We start from the raw sequence: 20,287 nt of genomic DNA on the forward strand, positions 1-20,287 counted from the left end.
AAGGATAAAATATGAATAAATTATTATTGCTTCTACCAAGTTTAGCTAGTGCTGATTTGATTCAAGATTCGTATAAAGAACAATTTTACCAACTATCTAAAGCAAATTTTGAGATAATAACTGCTTTTTTGGTCATTTTTATCATCGCCTCTTTGACTTATCTTTTTAGCCTAACAAAAACAAGCAAACACAAAACCATCATCCAAACAGGCGATATCATAAGTGCAGTCCATAGCAAAATCATCAAAAAAGATGTAGACTTGCTAAGAATACTAGATAGCTACCTAAACATCTTGCACCAAAAAGCCGCAAAAAGGGACAACAAAGTATATTTTAATTTTAGTCACTACTACCCAAGGTATGTAAAAGCAATACATGATAAGGTATGTATACTTTTTTATACCTTGAGTGAGTTTGTGATAGAACACACAGAAAACTCCCACATAATCATCGGTCTAAGAACAAAAAAATCTAGCAATGAAAAGAGTGTAAGATACGAGTTTTACATTAAAAGCGACTGCCCTATTCCGCAGCTAGAAAAAGGTGATATAAAAAATACTTTAGAAAAAAACAGCAAAACGATAGAAATAATACATAAAGGCAAAAAAGAGCTAAAAAACTGCGTGTTTTTTGAGTTTTACAAGCTAAAAACCGCAAAACTAGTAGCAGATATTTTAGGCACAAAAATAAACTTTTCTAGCTGGCAAAAGCACAATTTTCTTAGCTTTGAGTTAGAGTTTGAGCTTAGCAACAAACCCTACGAAGTAAAAAATAGATACTCGCATTTTTTTGGGCTAAATACTATTATCTTAGAAGATGATATTTGCGGCTTTTATCAAATAGCCTCAAAGCTAAAACAATTTAAGCTAAATATACAGCCAAAGATGGACTTAAAACTAGCAAAAGAGCATCTTTTTAACCCTATTTTCTCGCCAAAATTTATCTTTATAAACACTAGAGTTTTGCGCAATTTCACAGCCAAAGAAATAAATCAAATAAAACAAAAGCAAGCAAAATACGGCTTTTTGATTATTTTAATCAGCGATTCTGCGGCGTTTGATCACTATAACGGCTCTTTTGAACACTATGTGCTACTTAAACATCCAATAAATATAGACACTCTTTTAGCAGCTATGAATACTACCCCCCCCCCTCGACTTCTCAAATAAAGTGATTCAATAGCCTTTTAGCAGGTATTTCATCCTAGGAATTCTAGAATTCCTAAATCTAGAATTCTTGGGATAATTAACAATCTAGAATTCTAGAGTTTTGGGAATTCTAGAATTCTCTTTAAGGAATTCTCTTTAAGGAATTCTCTTTAAGGAATTCTAGAATTTTCGTCATTGCGAGCGAAGCGAAGCAATCTCTAGGAATTCTAAAATTTTACTCGCTTTTAGGCTAGATAAATCTAGATTTCCTAGAATAATCCAGAATTCCTAAGGCAAAAAGCACTAGGAATTCTAGATTTTGGGAATTTAGAATTCTAGAGTTTGGGAATTCTAGAATTCTAGATTTTATAATTTTGGCGCAACATTTGTCATAAACCAAAGCAAGCCAAACAGAGCTCCAGCTCCCTTTGGCTTACTCTCATCGTATAAAAACTCATAAATATCCTTGCGCGCTACAAAGACAAGTTCTATACACTCATCATCCACACCGCCACCTTGCCCTTTTTTCATACTCTCATCAATGATAGCATAAAACACACTTTGGCGATTTGCGCTAAATCCAAGCCCAGTAAAACTAGAAGTGATGTAATTTACGCTAGGCACAGCGTATCCTGTCTCTTCTAGCACTTCTTCTATTGCTACCTCTTCTGGCTCCAAGCCCTCTTTATCACACAGCCCAGCGCAAAACTCATAGCTAAAGCCTGTATTTTCATCTATTTTGCTAGTATCGCCGCCTGTTTCGTGATACCACAGACTTGGGCGAAACTGCTTAACAAACAAAAACGCATCCTTATCTTTATGATATAGCAAGATTGATACGCTATCATGAGCTTTTATACAATCCCATTTTCGCCTTATGCCATTTTGACTAAAAACAATGCTAAAAGGGCGAATATACTTACTCTCTCCAAGCTCAGTTATCTCAATATCTCTTATAGTAGTATCCATGTAGCAAGTCCTAAAAAGCTTAAAAAGCCCACTACATCAGTCATCGTAGTAAGCAGTACTGGGCTAGCCACAGCCGGATCTACACCAAAACGCTTTAAGCTCATAGGGATTATCGCCCCAAAAAAGCCAGCCCCAGCTAGATTTATAAGCATCGCAGCAGCTATTACAAAGCCAAGCCCTGCCATGCCAAACCACACATGCGCCACAAGCCCTACAAGCACCGCAAAAATCACTCCATTTACAAAGGCTATGGCAAACTCACGGCCGATTACACTCTTAGCATTTGAAAAAGTAATCTCACGAGTAGCAAGACGGCGCACGGTTACAGTTAGTGCTTGCGTGCCAGTATTTCCACCCATGCTAGCGACAATAGGCATTAAAATCGCCAAAGCTACGATTTTATTTATACTCTCATCAAAAAGGCTAATTACAACAGAGCTGATTATCGCAGTAATTAGATTTAGCACCAGCCACACAGCGCGCGCCCTGCCCGCTTTTACCACGCTTTCTTCTTCTTCTGCTTCGTCATTTACTCCAGCTAGGTTATAGATTTGCTCAGTAGCACTCTCTTCTAAAAAATCGTGTATATCATAGTTTGTGATGCGTCCTAGCAAGACGCCTGCTTTATCTACTACAGCTATAGAGCTTAGATCATAGTCTTTTACGATCTGCGCAACCTCTGTTATATCATCATCATCACGGGCAAAATGCGCCTCATACTCGCTACCATGCTCGCTCATAATCTTTGCTAAACTATCGCTTGGCTCAAATAAAATCATATCATCAATAGGCACCGCATAGCGCAAAACTCCAGCACTATCAGTGATAAATAGCGCAAATACGCTAACTAGCTCACCACTTTTTTTAAGCTGCCTAAAACGCTCAATAGCAGTTTGCAAGCTCTCGCTAAGCTCGGCTTTAAAAAGCTCAACTTGCATATAAGCGCCAGCTTCATTTTCTTTGTAGTCTATAAGGGCTGAGATTTCTTTTTTGCTCTCAACCTCTAAGCTATCAAAAAGCTCTTTTGCCTTGTCTTCATCGATATCTTCTATATTTTGGATTAGATCAGTTGCATCATCGCTTTCTAGCGTTTCAATAGCATCTACGATTTTTTCTTGTGGGATATGCATGATCACATCTTTTAGCATGTGATCTGGCATTTCTATGGCAACTTCTGCAAGATCTTCTTTATTTAGCTTAGGTAAAAGCTCGTTATAAGCACTTTTATCGCTTTTTTTAAGTTCTTTTAGCCCCTCGGCTACCTGGGCTGGACTTAGCTCCTTTTGGTTATTTATATGCGCTAAAAGCTGTTCTTTTAACTTTTGCAAGGTATCTTGGCTCACACTATATCCTTTTGATATTACCAAAGCTTAGTTCTTTAGCTGGATTTTGGTGTGAGCTAGCTAAGGCTGAGTTTAGCTTCTCATCATAGGCTCTTGCTACTTTTTTAAATAGTTCTTTATCTTTGATAGAACTAGCGCTTTTTACCACCTTTAGCACACGCAGGGCATCCACAGCTGTCTGCCCTCTATACATACCAAAGTGTAGGTGTGGACCTGTACTCATGCCAGTACTTCCTACAAAACCGATAAGCTCTCCTTGTTTTACACTTTGACCTACTTTTAGTCCTTTTGCATAGCCATCAAGGTGAGCATATAGCGTGCTATACTCGCTGCCTATGTGTCTTATAATCACAGTTTTTCCATAGCCACCTTTTGTGCCTACATGCACGACCTTACCATTGCCTGCTGCATGAACCCTAGTGCCCCTTGGTGCAGCATAATCCGTGCCAAGATGAGCTCTATAGCGGCGCAAAACTGGGTGAAAACGGCGTGGATTAAAATGAGAGCTAATGCGTGCGTTTTTAACCGGCGTTAGCAAAAAGTATTTTTCAAGCTCCATAGCATTTTCGTCATAATACGCATCTTTAAAGCGGTAAGCGTAGCGGAACTTACCATCTTTTGTCTCCATCATCGCTGCTTGGATTTCAACGCCCTCGTGGCGTCCCATACGCTTTTTTTGTTTATAGAAAATCACTAGGCGGTCGCCTTTTTTAGCGTTTTTAAAATTTATTGTGCCGCGAAAGGCTGCTACAAAAGCATTTGCCAAAGATGTAAGCCCGCTAGCGTTTGCTATATCAGCGTGCGGGGAGTTAGATAGCTCTAAGCTTAAAATCTTTTCTTCAACTTCATATTCTATAGGCAAAAAGTCCATTTTATAGCTTTTCTCAGTCTTGCTAATGTGGATTTGAAGCTCATCAGTTACTGGGATTAGGGCTTGTAAAAGCTTGTTATTTCTATCTTTTAGCACCCAGATATTTGAGCCTGCTTGTATCTCATCGGCTAGTTCTTTATCCCCATATTCTAGGTCATAATACACTTTTTGTGGCACACCATTTTGCTCAAAAAACTTTAGCAAAGTCATGCCATTTCCCCACTTCATTTCTTGTAAATTTGGGGCTTTGTTTAGTCCTGTAGCAGCCTGTGCCACGCTAAAAACAAAAAATAAAAATACCAAAATCCCACGCATGAAAACCCCCTAAAATTTAAAGAAATTTGCTCAAAACTCACGCATTTTAGCGCATTTTGGCAAACAACTAGCAACAAAATCTAAAAATACATATTTTCTTATGAAATTTTATGAATTTTTAATGTTTTGGCTGGAATTCTAGAATTCCTAGGAATTCTAGATTAACCTCGTCTCTAGGATTTTTAGATAAATTCTAGAATTCCCTAGAGGCTTTTTGCGTTTATAGACTAGGAATTCTAGAATTCCAAAAAAGACACCCCCTAACCCCCAGAAAATCTAAAATTCCTAGAATAAAATCTAGAATTCCTAAGCAAGAATTCTAGAATTCCTAAGTATTTTAAAGGCTTAAAAGCTCTTTGGCTAGTCTAATTGCGCCTTTGCCATCTACAAAAAAATGCGCCTTTTGCCCTAGAGTTTTTGCTAAATTTTCATCATTTAGCAAGCTTTTTAGCAGTTTTACAGACCTTACCACCACAGAGTGGGAATCAGCCTTAGCATCGCCTGCATAGAGCATCGCCCTAGCCTCAGCCCAGCTTTTTATATTATTTTGATTTGCCGCGATGCTAAAGCAAATCACAGCCTTAGCAAGGCTAGCTAGTTCGTATAGCGTGCTACCACCAGCACTAAGGACAAAATCAGCCCCTGCCATAATCTGCGCCATATTTTTAGGGCTTTTTAGCACCTTTATATTTTTATGCTTAGCACTAAGGGCTAAAAGCTGGTTTTCATGCTCATTAAAAGCCCCACTGATTGCTAGGAATTCTAGATTTTTTAGGCTCTCATCGCTCAAAAACGCCTCCAAAAGCCTTGGCATAATTCCAAGCAAATCAGTATTTCCAGTAGTTAGCAAAACCTGCTTTTTTTGCGTGTTTTTAGAGCTTTTTTGCGTGCTGCGAAACTCGGCTCTAAGTGGGGCAAACTCTGAGCCTAAAAAATATTTTTTTGCTAGATTTTGCCTAGCTTTATACTCATTTTTATCAAAAAAAGCACCATAATTTATAAGAGCCTCACACTCATAAGCAAAAGCGTCTAAATCATCTATATATGCTACTTTTGCTAGCTTTTTTAGCTCTTTAAAATATTTTGGGGTTACAAAGTAACTATCAAGCAAAATTAGCTTGATTTTTTGCTCTTTTACAACACTGCTAAGTGCGTCTATTTCATCATCTAAGCACTCATAATTGCTACTTAAAACCACGCTTTGAAACTCATTATTTATGAGCCTTTTGCCACGCTCATCAGCCAAGGCATAAAGCACCTTTGCGCCAAGCCCTTTAAGCTCATTGGCTATGCTTTTTGTGCGCATGATATGCCCTGAGCCGATTTTCTCGTTGCCATCAGCTCTTATTAGAACATTCATTTAAGACCTTGTATTTTAGCTCAGCCATGCGCCAGTCATCAATATTATCTATATCTTGGACTTCAATTTCACTTAAAATCATAGCTACCCTGCCCTCAGTTTTGTTAGCTAAAAAAACAGCTGTTTTGTAAAAATAAAACGCCCCAGCGTCATGGTAAAGTGGTTCTAAATCCTGAGAGCGTTTTGAAGCATTTAAAGGCTCTTTATAGCTTAAATATCCATCTTTTAGCACAAATGCCCTTTGTGGCGGAAAAGAGAATTTCACAACAGGCACTAGCGAGCTAGCATTTTTTTTGCAAAAAAGCTCATAAGCCTGCCTTAGACGCTCTGCACTTAGTAGCGCCGCGGTAGGATAAATACACGCAAAACTCTCAAACTCTCTGCCCTGCGCTTTATAAACGCCAAGCACCTCACGCAGCACATCACCTGTGGTAGCAAAATCATCGCTAGTTTTTGCAGAGCGCATAAAGGGCACTTTTGCGCCATATTTTTGCGAGACAGCTGCGATTTCATCATCATCTGTGGAGACCATAACTTCGCTAAAAAGCTTGCTTTCTAAGGCAGCATTTATCGCATAGGCGATAATGGGCTTGCCTAGAAAGTCTTTTATATTTTTGCGTGGGATGCGCTTTGAGCCGCCACGGGCGGTTATTATACACAGCATTTTTATCCTTTTTGTAGATGTAAGGCTCTTTCTTGTGAGTGCTTTTTAAAAATTTTTGCTTGGACAGCCTAGCACCTTACAAGCGAGCTTTTGCGAATTCTAGAATTAAGGAATTCTAGAATTCCCTACCAGTCGCGGTAGCAAAAACAAGGCTCCAAGATTTTTGAGCTATTTTTTTTCGCTCGCAGCGCGAACCATAACACTGGCGCAAAATCAAATTCCTAATCTAAAATTCCTTAAGGAATTCTAAATTTAGGGAATTTTAGATAAAAGATACCCCCTAACCCCCAGAAAATCTAGAATTCCTAAACTAAAGGCGATTCTAGTATCGTGCGTCTAGTGTGGCTAATCGCCTTGGCAGCGGCGCAGGGATAGAACAGATAGTTCATCTGGGGCCGCTGCTTAAAGGCGATTAGTTCGCAATAGATGTGCGAGACGAATCGCCACCAGCCGAATTTAAAAAACTACTCTACCAAATCCCACGACAACGGCGTCGCCGCCTCTATATCTCTCCTTGCTTTTTTCCCCAAAACATCAGGTAAAAAGCGTGGCATAAGCCCTAAATTCGGCCGCACAGAGCGAACATTTTTTTCGCTAAAAATCTCGCCTTTTTTTACATCAGCGCAGACATATAGCGAGCGAGCATTTTTTCTAGCATTTTTTTGCGCCTCGCTAAGCTCGTATTTATCGCTACCAAGGGCTTTTTCAAGGTTGCGAATCTGAGCGCACATAGAGGCAAACTCGCTAGCCTCCATAGAAAAAGCACTATCATGCCCACCATCACTGCGTTTTAAGGTTAGGTGCTTTTCAACTATTTTTGCCCCAAGTGCAACTGCGCCAAGTGCTACCTCACTGCCTAGCGTGTGATCGCTTAGCCCAACCACGCAGCCAAAGGTCTTGCGCAAGGTCTCTATCGCTTTTAAGTTCATATCCTCAAATGGCGCAGGATAGCTTGAGACGCATTTTAAAAGAGCGATTTGATCATTGCCTACTTTATGACAAGCCTCCAACGCTCTATCTATATCGCCAAGGTGCGCGCAGCCTGTGGAGATAATCATAGGCTTGCCGTACTGGGCGCATTTTGTGATTAGTGGGATGTCAGTTATCTCAAAACTAGCGATTTTAAAAGCAGGCATATCAAGGCTAGCCATTAACTCAGCAGCCGAGCTATCAAAAGGCGAGCTAAAGCAGTCTAGTCCGCACTCAAAGGCATATTGCATCAGCGGTTTGTGCCACTGCCATGGCGTCATCGCCTCTTTATATAGATCATAAAGTCTATATCCATCCCACAGCCCGCCTTTTATGTTAAACTCAGGTCTCTTGCTATTTAGTGTGATGGTCTCTGGCTTATAAGTTTGAAGCTTAATTGCATCTGCCCCAGCATCAGCAGCTGCTTTTATGATAGCTTTTGCCCGCTCAAAATCCCCATTGTGATTTGCTGAAAGTTCTGCGATAATGTAGCATTTATCTAAGCTTTTGCCGTTTATTTTCATTTTTTAGCCTTTAAATTTTTGGAATTATACCTTTATTTTAAGAGTTTTTAGATATACTTGCGAAATTTTTTACTAGGAATTTAAGATGAGAAAAGTATTTTTAACTATGATTTTAGCAGTTTTTAGCGCAGCTGCTAGTTTCTCTATGAGCGAGTATAGGACGCATTTAATGAGCGTGAATGACGGCATTGGCGTCATCGCTGATAGCCCAAGCATAGTTAGAGGCTCAAGCGGCGTTGTGCTGCGAACCTTTGGCAATGGCTTAAAAAGCATTATCGCAAGAGCTGTTGTTGATAGCAAGCACACAAGTACGGCAAATGTGCACTTTGAGGTCTACTCAGCACTAAAACAAAGCTCGCTGCCAGTGCCAAACTTCACTCCACAAGCTGGCGATGAAGTAGTGCTAAACTATCTTTATGACCGCTCGCTTATCATCGCTCCAAACGCAGAGGTGTATAATCAAGTAGTAGAAGCCTTCCCAAATATCACCTTCGTTCACCCTGATTTAGTTGGTGCTATGCTAAGCATGGATTATAAGCCAAATCCTAGCCAAGATGATTTTCGTAGAGCCTGCGCGCTAAATGCGGCTGGGCTTATATTTATAGCCTTAGAAGGGGAAAGTATGTTTGTAGATTGTGGCTCGTTTAGCATTTTAAAAAGCTTTAAAAGCGGACAAATCGCTCAGTATCACCTGCCATTTTATACTAGAGTGCGTGATATAAATACTGTATTTTGGAAGCTTGATAGCGAGCATATAAATAACTATGACAAATATTATAGATTTTTGTTAAACACAGATGAAAACACTGGTAAAATAGAAAGCGCAAAATAATGGATAAAAAACACGAAAAATTCTTTATCAAGCTACTTGGCGAGGATAACGCTTACTTTGATGAGGCGCATAAAATTGCTTATTGCTACGATGCCACCAGAAAACGCTATGCCCCAGATGGCGTGGTATTTCCAAGAGATGAGAGCGATGTAAGCGAAATTTTAAAGTATTGTAACGAGCATAAAATCACTATTATCCCAAGGGGAGCTGGTTCAGGCTTTACAGGTGGGGCATTAGCAAGTAGCGGCGGGATCATCATGGCGCTTGAAAAGCACATGAACAAAATCCTAGAAATAGACCTAGAAAACATGGTCGCTGTGGTGCAGCCTGGCGTCATTAACAAAGACCTTCAAAAAGCAGTAGAAAAGCTTGGGCTTTTTTACCCGCCAGATCCAGCTAGCGAGACTTACAGCACGCTTGGTGGCAATGTAAGCGAAAATAGCGGCGGCATGCGAGCAGCCAAATACGGCATCACAAAAGACTATGTAATGGCTCTAAGGGCTGTGCTACCAAATGGCGATGTGATCCGTGCTGGCAAACGCACGATAAAGGATGTGGCTGGCTTTAATATAGCTGGAATTCTAATAGCAAGTGAAGGTGCTTTGGCAGTGATAACTGAAATCACGCTAAAACTAATCTCTAAGCCAAAGTTTAGCAAAACAGCGATGGGCGTTTTTCCTAGCGTAGAATCTGCGATGAACGCTGTTTTTAAGACCATGGCAGCAGGTGTAACGCCAGTGGCAATGGAATTTTTGGATAATCTTAGCATAAAAGCTGTTGAAGAACGATTTCATCGTGGTTTACCGACATCTGCTGGGGCGATTTTGGTTAGTGAGATGGATGGCAATGATGAGAGCGTGATAAATGCTGATTTAGAGCGGCTAAAAGAGCATTTTATAGCAAATGGCGCAAGCGAGTTTAGAGTAGCAAAAGACGCGAGTGAGAGTAGCGACATTTGGTTTGCTAGGCGCAACTGCTCTCAGGCTATTAACTGCTATGGCTCGCTAAAAATAAACGAAGACATCACAGTCCCACGCTCTAAATTGCCAGCTCTACTAGAAAAAATCGCTGAAATCTCAGCAAAGTATAATGTAACCACGCCTTGCTTTGGGCACACAGGCGATGGCAATGTGCACACTAACGTAATGGTGGATAAAAATGACCCAGAAGCTGTAAAGCGTGGGCATGAGGCGATAACTGAGATTTTCAAAGCCACGGTTGAGCTTGGCGGCACACTTAGCGGCGAGCATGGTATAGGTATATCAAAAGCACCTTTTATGAGCCTAGCCTTTAGCGAGGCAGAGATGAATCTCTTTCGTGCTATCAAAAAAGCCTTTGATCCAAATAATATACTAAATCCAAATAAAATGGGGCTGTAAACTCATAGGAATTCTAGAATTTCTAAATCTAGAATTCCTAAGAATAAATTCACAAATCTAGAATTCCTAGAATAAAAACTCATAGGAATTCTAGAATTTCTAAATCTAGAATTCTTAATCTAAAATCCCTAAATCTAGAATTCTTAATCTAGAATTCCTAACTAAAATTTCTAAACTAGAATTCCTAGAATAAATTCTAAAATTTCCAAGCCTTGTGTCATCCCCGACTTGACCCGAGGATCTCATCACAAAGAATTCTAGAATTCCATATAGAGATCCCCCAAAGGGGCTGGGGGATGTAATATTATTTTAAATCATATATTTTTTTTTAAAAAATTATTAAATTACAAACTAGAATTTAGCTTAAAAAGTTAGAATACGGAGTTTGGTCTAGAAAATAATTAGAAAGTAAAAATAAATGAAAATAATCCTTGGCTTAATTATAGTTGGAATAATTTACTTTTTCGGTCTTCGTGGCGTGTTTATTTCTTTTGCTTTGTTATTTGTGTTTTTGCTTTATGGAGGGGTTTGGGGTATTTTGTATGTGCTTTTTGTGTGGTGGCTATATACAAAGCTAAAAACAAGAAAAAGGCAAATTGCTCTTTTGGCTACTGCTTTGGTATTACCTTTTGGCGATAGAATTTTGACAAATATAGAAGGATATTATTATATCTACAATACACCAAAGCCAAATGATGATATAGAGGTATCTTATCCTATTAGCCTATATAATAAAGCAGATGAGCTAAAAGATATTGATGATTTTATTGGGGTGAAGTCTTTTAGCGAATCACCATATGTTTATTTTGATTTTTTGCTAAATGGTATAACTATAAACAAACTAGCATTTACCAAAAATAATCAAATTTATTCTTTTGCTTGCGATGCGGATGAAAATATTACAAAAAATATACAAAAATGTAACACAGAAAAAGAAAAAATCGTTGATAAAATAAAATATCAAGTAAAAAGATATGAAGAAATAAAAAGACTAAAATCGTGTAATTTGGTAGAGGATTTTAGAAATATTTGTAAAAAATATGAGATTACAAAAAATGCTGATGATTTTGAATATATTCTTGAAAAAGAAATCAATGAGGGGCTTTTTGTAAGAATAATTGATCTAAAAATGATAAAACAAAATACAAAGGAGCTAATTTATATAAAAAGAGAAGTAAGGGGTAAAAATGGCTATGTTTTTCCTGTGCCAGGCGAATATATAAGGGCGCTAGAATGGGGCAAAGAGGTTGTATTTGATGAGAGTCAAATATATAATGAAAAATTACAGACAATTTTTGAAAATATTAAAGATATAAGGAGAACGAGCAGTTAAAAACTAGAATTCCTAAGACTAAAAATACCCTAAATTTTAGCGGGGTTTTAGGACCCCAAGGGTTTAGGGCGTAGCCCTTATAAAATTTGTAGGGCTGGCTTTCCACACTAAAGCAAGTAAAATTTAGAATTCCCTAGAATAAATTCTAAAATTCCTGCGCAAAATTCCCTAGGAATTCTAAAATTCCTAAGGCTGTGTCATCCCGACCTGCCTTGTGTCATCCCTCGACTTGACCCATAGGGTCTCATCACAAAAAATTCTAGAATTCCTTAAACTAGAATTCCCAAGATAAAAAATACTCCCTAACCCCCAACCAGCGGATGCGAAGCAAAAAATCTAGAATTCCTAGAACAAATCTAGAATTCCTAGTTTAAAAGCATATTAAAAAACTCATTTGCGATTAAAGCTGAGAGAGAAACGCTTTCATTAAAGATTATATCGTTGTTTTGGCTCTTAAAGCTAAGAGTAAAGCCTTTTTCATTTTGGCGCAAAATTTTATCCTCATAAGGCGCAATAATCTCGCCAAGCGAACCTAAAATCTGCGATGGTTTAGCCGTAGCATTTAGCTCACCACTTAGCTCATACTCCGCCCACTCGTTTTTTTGCGCCTTTGCGCTTAGACTTAGACTCTCTGCCTTGGCTGATTTTAGACTAAAATTATCAAGGCTAAGGCTTTCTCCCTCAAAATCGCTAGAATGCCCCAAAAAGCTAATATCGCTAAAACTAGTATCAAAGATATCAAGCCCAGCGATATCTCCGCTAGTCAAAAAAGGCTGCTTGCTAAAATCAGTATTTATCCTAGCATTTTTTGCCCCAAAAGAGAGCGCAAAAGAGCTAAACGACAGCTCATCAAAGCTAAGTTCTGCTTTTTGTTCATTTTCTTTAAAACTAGCTTTAAGCCCCTTAAAATCAGCACTATAAGCATAGTCCTTTATGCTAGCTGCGCTGATATCTGCGCTGATTTTGTTGCCAGCTAGAAAACTAACAAAAACTTTTGAGTCCCTTATAGTATACTTGCTACCCTCATCATCTAGCTCAAAATGCGGCAAATCAAAGCTTAGCTCATCGCCTTTGACTTTAAAATCAATCTTTTCTCTGCCAGCTAAAAAAATCTGCGCTAGTGTCTTAGCAGGCGCATTTGCCGCACTTATGCTCCCACTTCCTCGCACAAAGCCAAAAAAATGTGAAATATTGCTAGTAACATTTAGTTCTGCGCCATGAACGCTAGCTATAAGTTCGCTGCTAGTATTAAAAAGCCCTTCTTTTTTGCTAAAAGATAAAACCTCTATATTTTCGTTTTTGTCCAGATTAGCTACGCTTTTTTCAATGCCAGCACGAATCAGCCCAAGGCTGTAAAAATGAGCCACGCAAACAGCTAAGATAAGAAAAATTCCAAAAAATATTGCTTTCTTCATGCTTTTATACCTTTTTTGCTTTTATACTTTTTTTGCTAGCTTTTGAAAAATACAGCCAAATTAGCCCCAAAATCGCAAGCAAAGCAAGCAAAAATAAAGAGTTGTTTGCGCCGATTTTTTCTGAGATTAGATTTACCAAATCCCCTGCAAAAAAGCCTATAAGCCCAAGGCTAAGTGCCCAAATAATAGCACAAATCGCATTTATCACGCAAAATTTTATATCATTAAATTTGCTAAATCCTATTGCAATAGGTACTAGGGTTTTTAGCCCATAAATATATTTTTTAAAAAGAATTATCCAAGCACCATAACGGCGAAATAAAATCTGTGCTAAAGCTAGTTTTCTGCGGTGCTTAGCAAAATACGGCAAAGCCTGCTTGCGGTTAAACTTCGCAAAATAATAAAGCCCCTCATCGCCTAAAAAGTTTGCCACGCTAGCAATAATCACGCATAAATAAATATCCAAAGCCCCACTAGCACACAGCAGAGCTGCTGCTAAAATCGCCACCATGCCTCCTCCAAGGCTGTAAACAAAAAGCAAAGCATAAGCCCAAGTAGAGTTATTTGCCAAAGTATCTAAAATTTCTTGCATCTACTCTCCAATTGCCCTTACAAGCTCGCCAAAGCCATAGCTACTAGTACTTAGCACCTCATCTCTTGCGCCGATTATCGCTCCGCCAAGGCTGCCTCCTGCAAAAATTCCCATATTGCTTGAATACGCATAAATTGAGCGAGTAAAGCTTAGTTCGTTTGTGAAATTCGTGCTAGCACTAAAATCGCCTAGGCTAGCTGCTAGCTCGCTTGAGATTGTGAATTTTCCTCTTTTTATCTCCTGAGCTATTTCTTCTTTTAGGATAAAAAGCACGATAGAGTTGTTTTCAAAGCCTGCTTGAAGCCCTATATTTGCGCCACCGATGCCAACAGCACTTATGTTCTCCCACATGCCATTTGGGCTTTTTTCTATCATCACGCCTTTACCGCCGCCTCCACCAAGTATAAAGCCACCTCTATAAAAACTAGGCACAATCACAATCGCAGCGCTAGTTTGAACAAGCGCAGCAGCTGGAGCGTTGCTTCTAGTAATGACGCTTTTATAAGCATTTGCACTCTCCAAAATTATCTCATCGCCGCCAAAAACAGCCCCAAAAAGTAAACAAAGTAGTAAAAATATTTTTTTCATCTTGCACCTTTAGAATTCTAGAATTCCTAGTAAATCTAGAATTCCTAGCGATTTACACAATCTAGAATTCCTAGGAATTCTAGAATTCCCTATCGATTTATACAATCTAGAATTCCCTAGCTATTTTGCTATTTGAACCGCCCTGCTCTCACGGATTACATTTACTTTTATCTCGCCCGGGAACTGGACTTTATCTTGGATTTCCTCAGCTATTTCTTTTGCTAGTAGCACCGCCTCATCGTCATTTACTAGCTTAGCATTTGCTATTACTCTTATTTCACGGCCTGCATTTATTGCGTAGGCTGCTTTTATGCCCTCTTTGCTTGTAGCGATTTCTTCTAGCTGGCGCACACGCTTTAAGAAGGCTTCTAGCACCTCTCTTCTTGCTCCAGGTCTGGCTGCTGAGAGAGCATCAGCTGCGCACACAGCAGCACTTTCTACACAGTCAGCTTCTACATGTCCGTGGTGAGCGTAGATTGCGTTTATTACAGCTGGATGCTCTTTGTAGCGTTTACACAGCTCACCACCAAGGTCTACATGAGAGCCCTCTACTTCGTGTGTTAAGGCCTTGCCGATATCATGCAAAATTCCAGCTCGTCTTGCTAGACGCACATCGCCGCCAGTCTCAGCTGCTATGATACCTGCTAGGTGAGCAACTTCAAGGCTATGAGCTAGAGCGTTTTGACCATAGCTTGCACGAAAGCGTAGTTTGCCTATTAGCTTTACTAGCTCTGGGTGCATATTTGAGATGCCTAGATCCATTAGTATATTTTCACCTTCTTCAAGTATGCTAGACTCAAACTCCTCGCTTACTTTTTTGTGAAGTTCTTCTATACGTGCTGGCTGAATTCTACCATCTTCTATAAGAAGCTCCACCACGCGCGTAGCAATCGCCCTGCGATAAAGATTATGCGAGCTTAAAATTATGGTATTTGGCGTCTCATCTATGATAAACTCCACGCCCAAAACCATCTCAAGCGTTTTTATATTTCTGCCTTCTTTGCCGATTATACGACCTTTTAGCTCGTCATTTTTGATATTTACGACATTTATTAGTCTCTCAGCTGCAAACTCCCCAGCAAAGCGAGAAGTAGCCTGAGCTAGGATATAATTAACTCTGCGCTTGATATCTTTTTTTGCTTCTTCTTCTGCTTTTCGCACCATGTGAGCGATATCAGCACGGCTTTTTTCCTCTACTTTTGCTAGCACGATAGCCTTGGCTTCATCTTCTGTTAGTCCAGCACTGCGCTCTAAAGTAGCCAAAGCCTCAGCCATTTTTTCTTGATATTTAGCTTTTAAGTTTTTACCCTCATCATAAAGCGACTGCGCCTCACTTCTTGCTTTTGCTACTTCTTCTTCGCTAGCCCTTGCGTTTTGCAAGGCCTCTTTTGCGTTATTTTCTATTTCTTTAGCATTTGCTAGTTTTTGCTCATATTCTCTTGCTAAACGAGAGCCTTTTTCTTCGTATTTTTTACGAGCCTCCATTTCAGCTTGGCTTACTTTTAGATTTGCATCTTTTAGCACGCCTTGTGCTTCAAACTCTATTGCCTTAGCCTTGGCCTTTGCTTGTTCTATAAAAATGCTATAGTTTGCATCATTTATCTTTTTAGCTACTCCAAAGCCTACCCCTGCGCCGATGACACCGGTTGCCACCGCTGCGATGATTTCTATCATAGTTTGTCCTTATATTTTTAGGGCTTATATAAAAATCGCCCCTTATATCGTGTGGATCGCAAACTTTGGCATTTACAAACAAATCTTGCGAACTTATAAAGATGATTGTTTTTAAGCGCTTAAAGCCGGCAAAAAATCTATCGTAAAAGCCAAATCCGTGCCCTATTCGCCCCATGTTTACATCCACTCCGATAACTGGTATTAAAGCTAGGTCTAAGTGCGGTATATACGCATTTGAGTCCATAGCTTGCCTTACATTGAACCTATCCTTTTTTAAAGGTAGCCGCAATTTTACTATTTTTAAGCTTTTATCTAGCATAAATGGCAAAAAAAGCTGGGCTTTAGTGCTTAAAGTCCTGCGCAACTTCAAAATATCAGGTTCATACGCAAGTGGGGCAAAAAGCAGCACTTTTGGGGCTTTTTTGCCTTTAATTAGCGAAAAAATCAGCTTTTTTGCTTTTAGAACTGCTCTTGTGCCTGCTAGATTTGTTTGCCTTTTTAATCTAGCTTTATGAGCTATTCTAAGTGAGTTTTTATCAAACATTTATCTACTTTTGTGTAAAATTGCGTTTTTATTTCAAGGAAATTCATGAAAAAACTTTGTATTATAGCATTTATTGCGCTGTTTTTTGGATGTAGTAGCGAAAAAAGCGAACAAAACAGCCAAGAAATTAACGACCAAAATCAAAGCGCAGTCATCACAAAACAAAACTTTACTTTAACCATAAGCAATACTGAAAAAATAGAACTAGAAAAAACAGATAGCGAGCTAAAAATCATAAACTCAAACTCGCCAGTCCTACTAAACTTCGTAACTAGCGAGTGTTTGCCTTGCGTAGCGCAAAACTCAAATTTAGCCAAAATCGCTAAAAAATACCAAAATCTACAAATAGTAGAAATCGCCACAGGCATAGAAAACGAACACCAAGCTATAGCTTTAAGAGACCAAAATGAACTGCTTTTTGAAGTGGCTTTTGGCAAAGATGCGCTAGAGCTCATAGATAGTATGAAAGTGGCCGGCTATCCATATAGCGTGCTTTTTGACAGCCGTGGCAAAGTAGTTCAAAGCTACGATGGCTTAGTGCCACCTGAAATGCTAGAATACGACATACAAAGGGCAAAATAATGCTAAGATTTTTAAGCAAAACACTAAAAGCTATCCGTGGAAGCAAAACCCACAAACCAGTAGATAAAAACAGCATAGAAACAGCCTTGCTTGAAGCTGATGTGCCTTATGAGATAATTGAAGAGATAATTTATTATCTACCACCTTCGCCTTTGGTAAACAAAAGCGACTTAGAAAGGGTCATGGGAACTTATTTTCTCTATCCCCACGAGATAGAAAATGCCCCAAAACCGCTTGTAACTCTGCTAGTAGGCGTAAATGGCGTAGGCAAAACCACCACTACTGCTAAGCTTGCTCGCTTAGCGCAAAAAAGTGGCAAAAAGGTGCTTTTAGGAGCTGCGGATACTTTTAGAGCGGGTGCGATTGAACAGCTAAAAATGTGGGGCCAGAGACTAGGAATTCAAGTTGTAGCAGGGAATTCTGGCGGTGATCCGGCCTCAGTTGCCTTTGATACCATTAGTTCAGCTGTGGCAAAGGGCTGTGATGAGGCAATAATAGACACCGCAGGCAGGTTGCAAAATCACAAAAACCTCTCAGCGGAACTAGAAAAAATCGCTAGAATCAGCAACAAAGCCATGCAAGGCGCCCCACATCGCAAGCTACTAATCCTTGATGGCACGCAAGGACAAAACGCTATAAATCAAGCAAAAATTTTTAACGAGCTAATAAAAATTGATGGAATTATCATTACAAAGCTTGATGGCACGGCTAGGGGTGGCTTTCTTTTTGGTATCGCGCGTGAGCTAGAACTGCCGATTTGCTATGTAGGAACTGGCGAGAGCATGGAAGATCTCATGGTTTTTGAGCCAAAAGAGTATGTACAAAGCATCATAAACGCACTTTATGAAGAGTAAAAATGGCAAAGACAAAGGCTGTTTTTGAGTGTGAATCTTGTGGCTATCAGTGTGGCAAGTGGCTTGGTAAATGCCCAAATTGTGGGGCTTTTGAGAGCATTGTAGAACTCTCAGCTGCTCAAATAAAAAGCCTTGAAGAAATAGCAAAATTTAGTAAATCAGTAAGCCCTAGCGCAAAAGCCACGCCTATTACCGAAGTAGAAATAACAGAGCTTGCTCGCACTAGCACAGGTGATAGTGAGCTTGATCTAGTCCTTGGTGGTGGGCTAGTAGAAGGCTCACTGGTGCTAATAGGCGGCAGCCCAGGAATTGGCAAAAGCACCTTGCTTTTAAAAGTAGCTAGCAACCTAGCCAAAAACGCCCCGACCCTATATGTAAGTGGCGAAGAAAGCGCAAGCCAGATCAAACTAAGAGCTGATAGACTTGGCGCAAATGAGCGTGAGCTTTTTCTATTAACTGAGATAAATCTTGGCTCGATTTTAGCAAGCCTTGCTGAGCGTGAGTATAAATTTCTAGTAATTGATAGCATACAAACACTATATAGCGATAAAATCACCGCAGCCCCAGGCTCTATCTCGCAAGTAAGAGAAATAACCTTTGAGCTAATGCGCCTAGCAAAAGAGAAAAATATCAGCATTTTTATAATCGGTCATATCACAAAAGAAGGCTCAATTGCAGGACCTAGAATTCTAGAGCATATGGTGGATGTAGTGCTATACTTTGAGGGTGATTCTAGCAAGCAGCTACGCATTTTAAGAGGCTTTAAAAACCGCTTTGGCAACACCAGCGAAGTAGGCATATTTGAGATGAGCGAACAGGGCTTAAAAAGCGCAAAAGACGCTAGTAGCAAGTTTTTCACCCGTGGTGCTGCAGTAGCAGGCTCAGCCATAACCGCTACCATGCAAGGCAGTCGTGCGCTAATAGTAGAAATCCAAGCCCTAGTGTGTGAAAGTGCGTATCCAAAGCGCAGCACAACTGGCTTTGATAAAAGCCGCCTTGATATGATTTTAGCGCTTTTGGAGCGAAAATTAGAGCTGCCTTTGGGACACTACGATGTATTTATAAATGTAACTGGTGGGGTAAAAATCACTGAGAGTGCTTGCGATTTGGCTGTCGTAGCGGCGATAATTTCATCATTTCGCAACCGCCCGCTTAGCCGTGAGAGCATATTTATAGGCGAGCTTAGCTTAAATGGCGAAATTAGAGATATATTTAATCTTGATGAGAGGCTAAAAGAAGCAGCCACGCAAAACTTCAAAAACGCAATCTGCCCTAAAAAGCCAAGCACAAAGCCAGCTTTAAAGGTCTTTGAGGCTGGGCAAATAAGCCAAGTTTTGGAGTGGATGTGAAATTCCAAAAAAGGATAAAAAATGATATTTTGTGAGTGCGAGTTTGATCCGCTTTTAGAGCAGATTGCAGATTTTTTGGGTGCTGGGGATGTGGAGCTAGTCTTTGTAAATGATGATGAAATGCGCAAAATAAACCACGAGCAGCGCGGCATAGACAAGGCTACTGATGTGCTAAGCTTTCCTTATGAGCAAGTAGCTGGCGGGCTAATGGGCTCAGTTGTGATCAGCACCGATACTGCTAGCAGGGTGGCTGGTGAGCTAGGACACAGCATAGAGTGCGAGATTGCCTTGCTTTTTTTACACGGAGTTTTACATATTTTAGGCTACGACCACGAGATTGATGACGGACAAATGCGAGGGAAAGAAAAAGAAGTCATAGAGCATTTTAACCTGCCAGATAGCCTGATAATACGAAATAGCTAGTTTTTGCTCGCTTTTACTTTTTTGCTTATTTATGATTTATCTTTTATAGTAAGATTATAAATCTAGAATTCTTAAACTAGAATTCCCCTAAAAAATCTAAGGATTCTAGAATTCCCAATCTAGAATTCCTATTTTTGCTTCGCATCCGCTGGTTGCTTAGTTTTTTTTGCTGCGCAATCCGCTGGTTGGGGGTTAGGGGGTATTTTACCTAGGAATTCTAGAATTCCCTAAACTAAAATTCCTTAATCTAGAATTCCTAAACTAGAATTCCTAGAGATTGCTTCGGTCGCTTTGCTCCCTCGCAATGACGCAGAGAATTCTAAAATTCACTAATCTAGAATTCCCTAAGCCTTGTGTCATCCCCCGATATGACCCGTGGATCTCATCACAAATAAATCTAGAATTCCTTATAGAGATCCTCGGGTCAAGCCCGAGGATGACAAGAAATTTAGAATTCCTAGCTTCGGTCGCTTTGCTCCATCGCAATGACGCAGAGAATTCTAGAATTCCCAAACTAGAATTCCCTAAGCCTTGTGTCATCCCCCGACTTGATCGGGGG

Annotated in this window: 19 protein-coding genes; 8 read left to right on the forward strand and 11 right to left on the reverse strand. The window is 39.7% G+C overall.

The features are described from left to right. Positions 1-11: 11 nt before the first annotated feature. A complete protein-coding gene (locus tag PTQ34_RS08305) occupies positions 12-1,169 on the forward strand; it encodes a hypothetical protein (RefSeq protein ID WP_273933099.1) in 1,158 nt (385 codons plus the stop codon). A 345-nt stretch (positions 1,170-1,514) separates the two neighbouring features. Here the strand turns inward: PTQ34_RS08305 and PTQ34_RS08310 are convergent, their stop codons facing one another. The 6 genes from PTQ34_RS08310 to pseI all read right to left on the reverse strand — a co-directional run bounded on the left by PTQ34_RS08310 (position 1,515) and on the right by pseI (position 8,163). Beyond that, positions 1,515-2,117 (reverse strand): NUDIX domain-containing protein, encoded by a 603-nt coding sequence (locus PTQ34_RS08310; RefSeq protein ID WP_273933102.1) that lies wholly within the window; start codon positions 2,115-2,117, stop codon positions 1,515-1,517. Then, positions 2,102-3,484 (reverse strand): magnesium transporter, encoded by a 1,383-nt coding sequence (gene mgtE / locus PTQ34_RS08315; RefSeq protein ID WP_273933103.1) that lies wholly within the window; start codon positions 3,482-3,484, stop codon positions 2,102-2,104. Before mgtE ends, PTQ34_RS08310 begins: the two co-directional genes overlap by 16 nt. Then, complete coding sequence (locus PTQ34_RS08320) at positions 3,462-4,646, reverse strand: peptidoglycan DD-metalloendopeptidase family protein (protein ID WP_273933105.1); 1,185 nt, start codon at positions 4,644-4,646, stop codon at positions 3,462-3,464. Before PTQ34_RS08320 ends, mgtE begins: the two co-directional genes overlap by 23 nt. A gap of 337 nt (positions 4,647-4,983) precedes the next feature. Next, the gene (gene pseG, locus PTQ34_RS08325; RefSeq protein ID WP_273933107.1) at positions 4,984-6,006 is read right to left on the reverse strand and encodes a UDP-2,4-diacetamido-2,4,6-trideoxy-beta-L-altropyranose hydrolase; all 1,023 of its coding nucleotides are present in this window, start codon (positions 6,004-6,006) and stop codon (positions 4,984-4,986) included. After that, positions 5,984-6,670, reverse strand: coding sequence for a pseudaminic acid cytidylyltransferase (gene pseF, locus PTQ34_RS08330; protein WP_273933109.1), 687 nt, complete (start codon positions 6,668-6,670; stop codon positions 5,984-5,986). Before pseF ends, pseG begins: the two co-directional genes overlap by 23 nt. Positions 6,671-7,134: 464 nt before the next feature. Further along, positions 7,135-8,163: a pseudaminic acid synthase gene (gene pseI, locus PTQ34_RS08335; protein WP_273933111.1), complete on the reverse strand. Its 1,029-nt coding sequence runs from the start codon at positions 8,161-8,163 to the stop codon at positions 7,135-7,137. Positions 8,164-8,248: 85 nt separating this feature from the next. On the opposite strand from pseI, the gene PTQ34_RS08340 reads away from it, so the two are divergent. From PTQ34_RS08340 to PTQ34_RS08350, 3 genes are all read left to right on the forward strand, one after another. After that, positions 8,249-8,995 (forward strand): plasminogen-binding N-terminal domain-containing protein, encoded by a 747-nt coding sequence (locus tag PTQ34_RS08340; protein ID WP_273933112.1) that lies wholly within the window; start codon positions 8,249-8,251, stop codon positions 8,993-8,995. After that, positions 8,995-10,374: a glycolate oxidase subunit GlcD gene (gene glcD / locus PTQ34_RS08345; RefSeq protein WP_273933113.1), complete on the forward strand. Its 1,380-nt coding sequence runs from the start codon at positions 8,995-8,997 to the stop codon at positions 10,372-10,374. The genes PTQ34_RS08340 and glcD overlap by 1 nt, the downstream gene beginning before the upstream one ends. 418 nt (positions 10,375-10,792) lie before the next feature. Next, complete coding sequence (locus tag PTQ34_RS08350; protein ID WP_273933115.1) at positions 10,793-11,707, forward strand: hypothetical protein; 915 nt, start codon at positions 10,793-10,795, stop codon at positions 11,705-11,707. A 365-nt stretch (positions 11,708-12,072) separates the two neighbouring features. On the opposite strand, the gene PTQ34_RS08355 is transcribed toward PTQ34_RS08350, so the two are convergent. From PTQ34_RS08355 to PTQ34_RS08375, 5 genes are all read right to left on the reverse strand, one after another. Then, on the reverse strand, positions 12,073-13,122 hold the full coding sequence (locus PTQ34_RS08355) for a hypothetical protein (protein WP_273933118.1): 1,050 nt from the start codon (positions 13,120-13,122) through the stop codon (positions 12,073-12,075). A gap of 4 nt (positions 13,123-13,126) precedes the next feature. After that, the gene (locus tag PTQ34_RS08360) at positions 13,127-13,714 is read right to left on the reverse strand and encodes a DedA family protein (protein WP_273933120.1); all 588 of its coding nucleotides are present in this window, start codon (positions 13,712-13,714) and stop codon (positions 13,127-13,129) included. Beyond that, positions 13,715-14,302 carry a lipid-binding SYLF domain-containing protein gene (locus PTQ34_RS08365; RefSeq protein ID WP_273933121.1) on the reverse strand — a complete coding sequence of 196 codons (588 nt, stop codon included), beginning with the start codon at positions 14,300-14,302 and terminating at the stop codon, positions 13,715-13,717. Positions 14,303-14,422: 120 nt separating this feature from the next. Beyond that, positions 14,423-15,976: a ribonuclease Y gene (gene rny / locus PTQ34_RS08370; RefSeq protein ID WP_273933122.1), complete on the reverse strand. Its 1,554-nt coding sequence runs from the start codon at positions 15,974-15,976 to the stop codon at positions 14,423-14,425. Next, entirely contained in the window at positions 15,909-16,520 is a 612-nt protein-coding gene (locus PTQ34_RS08375) for a 5-formyltetrahydrofolate cyclo-ligase (protein WP_273933124.1), read from the reverse strand. Before PTQ34_RS08375 ends, rny begins: the two co-directional genes overlap by 68 nt. A gap of 45 nt (positions 16,521-16,565) precedes the next feature. Between PTQ34_RS08375 and PTQ34_RS08380 the strand changes: the two genes are divergently transcribed. The 4 genes from PTQ34_RS08380 to ybeY are packed head-to-tail and all read left to right on the forward strand — an operon-like array spanning position 16,566 to position 19,728. Continuing rightward, the gene (locus tag PTQ34_RS08380) at positions 16,566-17,102 is read left to right on the forward strand and encodes a TlpA family protein disulfide reductase (RefSeq protein ID WP_273933126.1); all 537 of its coding nucleotides are present in this window, start codon (positions 16,566-16,568) and stop codon (positions 17,100-17,102) included. Beyond that, positions 17,102-17,956, forward strand: coding sequence for a signal recognition particle-docking protein FtsY (gene ftsY, locus PTQ34_RS08385; RefSeq protein WP_273933127.1), 855 nt, complete (start codon positions 17,102-17,104; stop codon positions 17,954-17,956). The genes PTQ34_RS08380 and ftsY overlap by 1 nt, the downstream gene beginning before the upstream one ends. Positions 17,957-17,958: 2 nt before the next feature. Continuing rightward, complete coding sequence (radA, locus tag PTQ34_RS08390) at positions 17,959-19,305, forward strand: DNA repair protein RadA (protein WP_273933128.1); 1,347 nt, start codon at positions 17,959-17,961, stop codon at positions 19,303-19,305. Positions 19,306-19,326: 21 nt separating this feature from the next. Beyond that, a complete protein-coding gene (gene ybeY, locus PTQ34_RS08395) occupies positions 19,327-19,728 on the forward strand; it encodes an rRNA maturation RNase YbeY (RefSeq protein ID WP_273933129.1) in 402 nt (133 codons plus the stop codon). Positions 19,729-20,287: the final 559 nt, after the last annotated feature.

It is taken from the genome of Campylobacter magnus (assembly GCF_028649595.1).
Lineage (GTDB): Bacteria > Campylobacterota > Campylobacteria > Campylobacterales > Campylobacteraceae > Campylobacter > Campylobacter magnus.

Bases quoted from the DNA above. Each gene is read 5' to 3' on its own strand.
- PTQ34_RS08305 (WP_273933099.1), top strand. From the start codon at position 12: ATGAATAAATTATTATTGCTTCTACCAAGTTTAGCTAGTGCTGATTTG.
- PTQ34_RS08310 (WP_273933102.1), bottom strand. From the start codon at position 2,117: ATGGATACTACTATAAGAGATATTGAGATAACTGAGCTTGGAGAGAGT.
- PTQ34_RS08320 (WP_273933105.1), bottom strand. From the start codon at position 4,646: ATGCGTGGGATTTTGGTATTTTTATTTTTTGTTTTTAGCGTGGCACAG.
- pseG (WP_273933107.1), bottom strand. From the start codon at position 6,006: ATGAATGTTCTAATAAGAGCTGATGGCAACGAGAAAATCGGCTCAGGG.
- pseF (WP_273933109.1), bottom strand. From the start codon at position 6,670: ATGCTGTGTATAATAACCGCCCGTGGCGGCTCAAAGCGCATCCCACGC.
- pseI (WP_273933111.1), bottom strand. From the start codon at position 8,163: ATGAAAATAAACGGCAAAAGCTTAGATAAATGCTACATTATCGCAGAA.
- PTQ34_RS08340 (WP_273933112.1), top strand. From the start codon at position 8,249: ATGAGAAAAGTATTTTTAACTATGATTTTAGCAGTTTTTAGCGCAGCT.
- glcD (WP_273933113.1), top strand. From the start codon at position 8,995: ATGGATAAAAAACACGAAAAATTCTTTATCAAGCTACTTGGCGAGGAT.
- PTQ34_RS08350 (WP_273933115.1), top strand. From the start codon at position 10,793: ATGAAAATAATCCTTGGCTTAATTATAGTTGGAATAATTTACTTTTTC.
- PTQ34_RS08355 (WP_273933118.1), bottom strand. From the start codon at position 13,122: ATGAAGAAAGCAATATTTTTTGGAATTTTTCTTATCTTAGCTGTTTGC.
- PTQ34_RS08360 (WP_273933120.1), bottom strand. From the start codon at position 13,714: ATGCAAGAAATTTTAGATACTTTGGCAAATAACTCTACTTGGGCTTAT.
- PTQ34_RS08365 (WP_273933121.1), bottom strand. From the start codon at position 14,302: ATGAAAAAAATATTTTTACTACTTTGTTTACTTTTTGGGGCTGTTTTT.
- rny (WP_273933122.1), bottom strand. From the start codon at position 15,976: ATGATAGAAATCATCGCAGCGGTGGCAACCGGTGTCATCGGCGCAGGG.
- PTQ34_RS08375 (WP_273933124.1), bottom strand. From the start codon at position 16,520: ATGTTTGATAAAAACTCACTTAGAATAGCTCATAAAGCTAGATTAAAA.
- PTQ34_RS08380 (WP_273933126.1), top strand. From the start codon at position 16,566: ATGAAAAAACTTTGTATTATAGCATTTATTGCGCTGTTTTTTGGATGT.
- ftsY (WP_273933127.1), top strand. From the start codon at position 17,102: ATGCTAAGATTTTTAAGCAAAACACTAAAAGCTATCCGTGGAAGCAAA.
- radA (WP_273933128.1), top strand. From the start codon at position 17,959: ATGGCAAAGACAAAGGCTGTTTTTGAGTGTGAATCTTGTGGCTATCAG.
- ybeY (WP_273933129.1), top strand. From the start codon at position 19,327: ATGATATTTTGTGAGTGCGAGTTTGATCCGCTTTTAGAGCAGATTGCA.